This is a genomic window from Methylocaldum sp. (genome assembly GCF_039794385.1).
Lineage (GTDB): Bacteria > Pseudomonadota > Gammaproteobacteria > Methylococcales > Methylococcaceae > Methylocaldum.
In genome coordinates this window covers 1-4,773 of sequence record NZ_JBDIVO010000348.1, presented here as the reverse complement: position 1 = coordinate 4,773, position 4,773 = coordinate 1, and the positions used below count along the sequence as shown (strand labels likewise).

7 protein-coding genes are annotated in these 4,773 nt (G+C 59.6%); 4 read left to right on the top strand and 3 right to left on the bottom strand.

The annotated features are described in order from the left end of the window. Positions 1–517: NAD(P)-dependent alcohol dehydrogenase (locus ABJK70_RS20455; protein ID WP_347258933.1), on the top strand; the 517-nt coding region annotated here is incomplete at its 5' end. A gap of 14 nt (positions 518–531) precedes the next feature. After that, positions 532–1,224, top strand: coding sequence for a type 1 glutamine amidotransferase domain-containing protein (locus ABJK70_RS20450; RefSeq protein ID WP_347258932.1), 693 nt, complete (start codon positions 532–534; stop codon positions 1,222–1,224). Between the two features lie 111 nt (positions 1,225–1,335). Here the strand turns inward: ABJK70_RS20450 and ABJK70_RS20445 are convergent, their stop codons facing one another. The 3 genes from ABJK70_RS20445 to ABJK70_RS20435 form a co-directional block, all read right to left on the bottom strand. After that, positions 1,336–1,494, bottom strand: a complete 159-nt coding sequence (locus ABJK70_RS20445) for a hypothetical protein (protein ID WP_347258931.1) — start codon at positions 1,492–1,494, stop codon at positions 1,336–1,338. Positions 1,495–1,659: 165 nt separating this feature from the next. After that, positions 1,660–2,343, bottom strand: coding sequence for a protocatechuate 3,4-dioxygenase (locus ABJK70_RS20440; RefSeq protein ID WP_347258930.1), 684 nt, complete (start codon positions 2,341–2,343; stop codon positions 1,660–1,662). 188 nt (positions 2,344–2,531) lie between these two features. Continuing rightward, positions 2,532–2,945 carry a DUF1326 domain-containing protein gene (locus ABJK70_RS20435; protein WP_086132745.1) on the bottom strand — a complete coding sequence of 138 codons (414 nt, stop codon included), beginning with the start codon at positions 2,943–2,945 and terminating at the stop codon, positions 2,532–2,534. 370 nt (positions 2,946–3,315) lie between these two features. Here ABJK70_RS20435 and ABJK70_RS20430 point away from each other — a divergent pair, with 370 nt between their 5' ends. Both ABJK70_RS20430 and ABJK70_RS20425 read left to right on the top strand, forming a co-directional pair. After that, the gene (locus ABJK70_RS20430; protein WP_086132746.1) at positions 3,316–3,927 is read left to right on the top strand and encodes an HdeD family acid-resistance protein; all 612 of its coding nucleotides are present in this window, start codon (positions 3,316–3,318) and stop codon (positions 3,925–3,927) included. Between the two features lie 44 nt (positions 3,928–3,971). Beyond that, a complete protein-coding gene (locus ABJK70_RS20425; protein WP_086132747.1) occupies positions 3,972–4,292 on the top strand; it encodes a hypothetical protein in 321 nt (106 codons plus the stop codon). Positions 4,293–4,773: the final 481 nt, after the last annotated feature.

Here is a 4,773-nt window from a genome sequence, read left to right as displayed (position 1 = left end):
GACGTTGGGCACCGGCGGCGTCTCATTATTCGCGTTGCAGTTCGCGAAGCTGTCCGGAGCGCGAGTGATCGCCACCTCCAGCAGTGACGAAAAACTTGCGCGAGCGCTCGATCTCGGCGCTTTGGAAGGCATCAACTACAAGAACACGCCCGAATGGGGCCGATTCGTGCGCGAACTCACCGACGGCGTCGGTGTCGATCATGTCGTCGAGGTCGGCGGCGCCGGCACCCTCGGCCAATCGCTCCGAGCCGTGCGCATGGGCGGGCGTATCAGCCTGATCGGCGTTCTGTCCGGCGGCGGCCAGGTCGATCCCACGCCCATTCTGATGAAGAACATGTGCGTGCAAGGCATCTTCGTCGGCAGTCGAGCGATGTTCGAGGCCATGAACGAGGCCATCGCGCAGCACCGGATGCGGCCCGTGGTGGACCGCGTGTTTCGGTTCGGCGAGTTGCCCGATGCCCTTCGCCACATGGAGCGGGGCGCCCACTTCGGCAAGATCGCCTTGGCCGTAAGCTGAATGGAGAAACGACGATGAACATCCTGATGGTATTGACCTCACACGATAGGCTCGGCACGACGGGCGAGAGAACCGGATTCTGGCTGGAAGAATTCGCCGCGCCGTACTACGTCTTCAGCGATGCCGGCGTAGACATTGTTCTGGCTTCGCCCGAGGGCGGGCAGCCGCCGGTGGACCCCAAAAGCTTTCATCCGGATGCGCAAACCGAGTCGATCATGCGCTTCAACCAGGACTCGGCCGCGAAAGTCGCGCTAGCCCACACCGTCAAGCTGTCGCTAGTCTCGGATGCCGATTACGATGCCGTGTTCTATCCCGGCGGCCACGGCCCCATGTGGGATCTCGCCGAAGATCCGGATTCCATCGCATTGATCGAAGCCGTGTACGCGGCCGGCAAGCCCGTGGCCGCGGTGTGCCACGGACCGGGCGCGTTCCGCCATGCAAAGACCGCGGACGGTTCTCCCCTGGTGAGAGGAAAGTCGGTCACCGGCTTCGCCAACACCGAGGAGGAAGAAATCGGGCTTACCGAGGTGGTTCCGTTCCTGGTGGAAGACATGTTGCGCGAAAATGGCGGCAACTATTCGAAAGCCGAGAACTGGAAACCACATGTGGTGACCGACGGCCATTTGATTACCGGACAGAACCCGGCCTCATCGGAAGGTGCCGCGCGAGCGCTGTTGAGGCAATTCAAAGCGACGACGCACGGCTGAGCGGCGGGGGCGTGATTCGCCCAAGAAAAAGCCCGGAATCGGTTCCGGGCTTTTGTATTCCGCCTTTTAGGCCCACGGCCGCTTTTCAGGGTTTTCTCTCGACAAAGCGGCTCAATGTCTCTTCTCGGCGGCGTCGTTCTCGTGTTCAGCCTTCTCTTCCTCGATCTTCTTCAAAATCTCCCGTACCTCTTCGTCGTCGAGTCCGCTCAGTCCCGCGAGTTCGTTCAGCAGAAAGTCTTCGTAACTATTGGTTGGGTTATCCTTAGGCATGAAAAATCTCCAAAAGGGTTAGCCCTTCCCCTTTGACTTGCGCCGATTCGAAAAGAGCCCGATCCGGCACTCTTTTTTTGACATTTGTTTTGGCCGAGCGGCATACGGCCAAAAGAAGAGGAGAAAGAAGCCGGAGTAGGTCGGCAATTCTTTGCCGACGCCCTGCTAGTCTTCCAAGGGGGCTTCCGGAGTTTTCCCGATCACGATGTCAAAACGTGCTGTCAGTCCCCCGATCCGCGAATCGGCGGCCGGCGTGAAATCGACCAGGACCGATTCGCGAGCCGCCTTGTCCCGGATGCCTTTGAGAACGAAGTCCTGTTCATTCAACGGATGGCCCTTGACGTACAGCTGCGTGGTCAGCATCCGCTGCCCGCCTTTGTTGACGATGACGTGAATGTGCGGCGCGCGCTGGACGCCGGCGGCATAAGGCACGGGTTTGATGGTGCGGAAGTAGTACTCGCCGCCTGGACCGGTCAGGCATCGCCCGAAGCCCTGGAAATTCTCGTCGCGCCGTTCACGATTGGGACTCGCGGTGTGCAAGTAAATGCCCTGATGATCCACCTGCCAGATTTCGACGATGGCATTGGGAACGGGCTCTCCGGCCGGGCCGAGAATCCGTCCCGTGAGATGCGTCACGTCCCCGGCTGCCGGCGTGACGGAGTCGTTCACGATCAGAAGGTCGTTGTCGGTGTCCGGCGGGAGCCGGTTCGGATAAAAAGGACCCTGGGTTTGCCGCGGCGTTCGAGTCGGTTCCGCGGCAAACGCGCCGCCTACGGTAAACATTCCGGCAGTCAAGGCAAGGCATTGCAGCAACAGCCGGCGGGCTAGGCTTGGATGTTCGGCTCTCATGAATCGCCGCCTTAGGAAAGATCGATTGCTTAGGTTTTGGACCGGGTCATCACCCGCGGCGTTCACCGGAAGACTCCGAGTTCAGCGAGATGGGGAAGAGAAACGGATTGCGACGTCTCGTCCTCTCGTTCCCACGCTGCGCCGGCTGGCTGGGGTGCGGAGGAGTCCGAGGGGACCGGAAGAGGGAGCTAGACAGGGCCGGTCCAGTCGAAGGGAATATGCTTGCTCGACTGGCCGGCCCAGTTCCACCTAAAGCCGAAGGCGTCCACTTCGTTATCCGAGGCCCGCGCCCAGGTGGCGATCTGGCCGGGGCCCACCTCCGACCCGGGCGCATTGTGGAGCTGCACCCTAGCGCCAGCGGGCGTGGTCGGACCCGAGAGCGCCTCGGCAAATGCCTTCACCCGCACGGGAATCTCGGCCCGCCAGTAAGCGAGGTCGTCGAGCCGGACGCTTCCGAAGGCACCTTCACGGATGTGGTAAGCCATGATGCCTTCGCAGTGGTTACCCGTCGGCGCCTGGGCGAAGGTACAAGGACAGGGAACGTTGCAGCTACAGGCGTCGAACCAATCACCCTTCATCCACCAGTTTGGAATCTCCGTCATTTCGATACGCCTCCTTTGATCTCGTAGATAGCCCGTCAGCCGGACCGCCCGGCGTTGAGCCACTGCCCGCCGGAGCCTTAGATAAGCGTTTGGACTCTATCCTCTGCGGGCTTGTTCTCTTTCTTCTCAGTGCCGTGATTTCAAGCCTAGTCGGATAGTCAACTTGGCGCTCATAACACCAAAATGCCGCTGGGCTTCCCAAGCCGCCTGTCCTTTCGTCCCCACCGCTGCATGTGGACGCCGGTGAGGCGAGCCAGCCAGCTCCACGGAGCTCGTAGCAACCGGGAATAGACACAATTTGAACAAAAACGATTCCAGATCGTCATTGTCCATAAATGGGCTTCGATATTTCGATATAAGGACATATCTTATGCGCCTCTCATCCTTACGGTCCTCTTCGACTGCTTCGCGCGCGGGAATGGATGGTGTGCGGGAACATTGGAAGGGGGGTTCTCGTACTTGGCATCGGTTGATCCTTCTAGGCGTGGCTGCGATCTTCTTTCCGTTCGTCGCCACTCTGGCGACGGAACTGACGATCGCCTGGATTCTGGTCTTCTCCGGCATCGGGCAGGGCCTCCATGCCTTTCGCCTGCGACACCGGGTCGGCTTTTGGCCGTCACTCTTAAGTGGTCTGCTCACCCTTGCGGTCGGCCAGTTACTGATCTTGTTCCCCATGAGCGGCATCCCGTCGATCACATTCCTGATCGCGATACTCTTTCTGGCCAACGGCGCTTTTCGTATCGCCCAAGCGCTCCGGCTGCGCCCCTTGGAACATTGGGGTTTGCCGCTCGCCGGAGGAGTCCTCTCGATGCTGCTTGGGCTCCTGGTCATTGCCCAATGGCCGGCCGCTGCCATTTGGTTATTGGGCCTTTTAGTGGGCATCGACCTGATGTTTTCCGGCTGGATGTTGCTTTGGCTGTCGCTGACCGATGGCTTACCGCATCGGCTCTGGCCGATGCGGTGCACGGAGCGCCTAGCCTGAACCACCTGATGACAGAGAAACCCCCTTCCTGATAGAGGCCACAAATGACTTTTGATGAGGACACCATTCAAACCATCTGGGAGAAAGGTCGCGTCATGCAGGATCACGACGCCACCCAATGGCGCAAGGACGAATGCGGTGCCTGGATATACCGAGAGCATTACGGCGTCACGGATACCGAATTCGGCTGGAAAATCGAGAAAGTCATGCCCGATGTGTCGGAGCGCGCAGACAGCTTTCGCCCCTTCCATCACCGCAACAGTTACAACATTGCCAATGGCGCGCCGCATTGCCACGTCACTGCCGATCGAATTGAATTGGCACCGATGGAACATATCGACAGGCCGCGCAATAGGGAGCTTTAGATCCGAGGCGCGGGCAGCGCCTGCCTGAGGCGGGGGGCGCCCGAAGTCTGCCCAGAAGCGGACGAAGGGGGCGGAAAAGCCCTGGCTCGGGGGCAGAAAGGCCGGACAGACCGGCGGAAAACCCGATTTCCCGCCCGAAAAAAGCCTTCCGGGGAGGGGTAAGGGGAAAGATCGGGGAGTTTTTCACCATCCTGTTAGGTGCTATCGGTGTTTACAAGCCGCTCACCAAGCGGCATGAGCTGGCCAATGTCTGGTCTCCAAAAGTCAGCGCAGTGGCCGGCATGTACCGGCCATCAGTTATCCACGGCATAACCACTCGCAACCTTCCACCGCCCGTCGTCATGCGTGTCATGGTTAAGCCAATACGATCAATCCAAATCCCGATTCATCACTTAGGTATCTGACTCGGGCCCTTGAGATTCTCAAGCGCCTGTACAGAGGCTTATGACCAAAACGAGGTTTAAAAATCACCGACCACAAA

What these genes read in the sequence shown, in the direction of transcription:
- ABJK70_RS20435 (WP_086132745.1), bottom strand. Translation starts at nt 2,945, where the DNA reads ATGACGGAGATTCCAAACTGGTGGATGAAGGGTGATTGGTTCGACGCC.
- ABJK70_RS20445 (WP_347258931.1), bottom strand. Translation starts at nt 1,494, where the DNA reads ATGCCTAAGGATAACCCAACCAATAGTTACGAAGACTTTCTGCTGAAC.
- ABJK70_RS20430 (WP_086132746.1), top strand. Translation starts at nt 3,316, where the DNA reads ATGCGCCTCTCATCCTTACGGTCCTCTTCGACTGCTTCGCGCGCGGGA.
- ABJK70_RS20440 (WP_347258930.1), bottom strand. Translation starts at nt 2,343, where the DNA reads ATGAGAGCCGAACATCCAAGCCTAGCCCGCCGGCTGTTGCTGCAATGC.
- ABJK70_RS20450 (WP_347258932.1), top strand. Translation starts at nt 532, where the DNA reads ATGAACATCCTGATGGTATTGACCTCACACGATAGGCTCGGCACGACG.
- ABJK70_RS20425 (WP_086132747.1), top strand. Translation starts at nt 3,972, where the DNA reads ATGACTTTTGATGAGGACACCATTCAAACCATCTGGGAGAAAGGTCGC.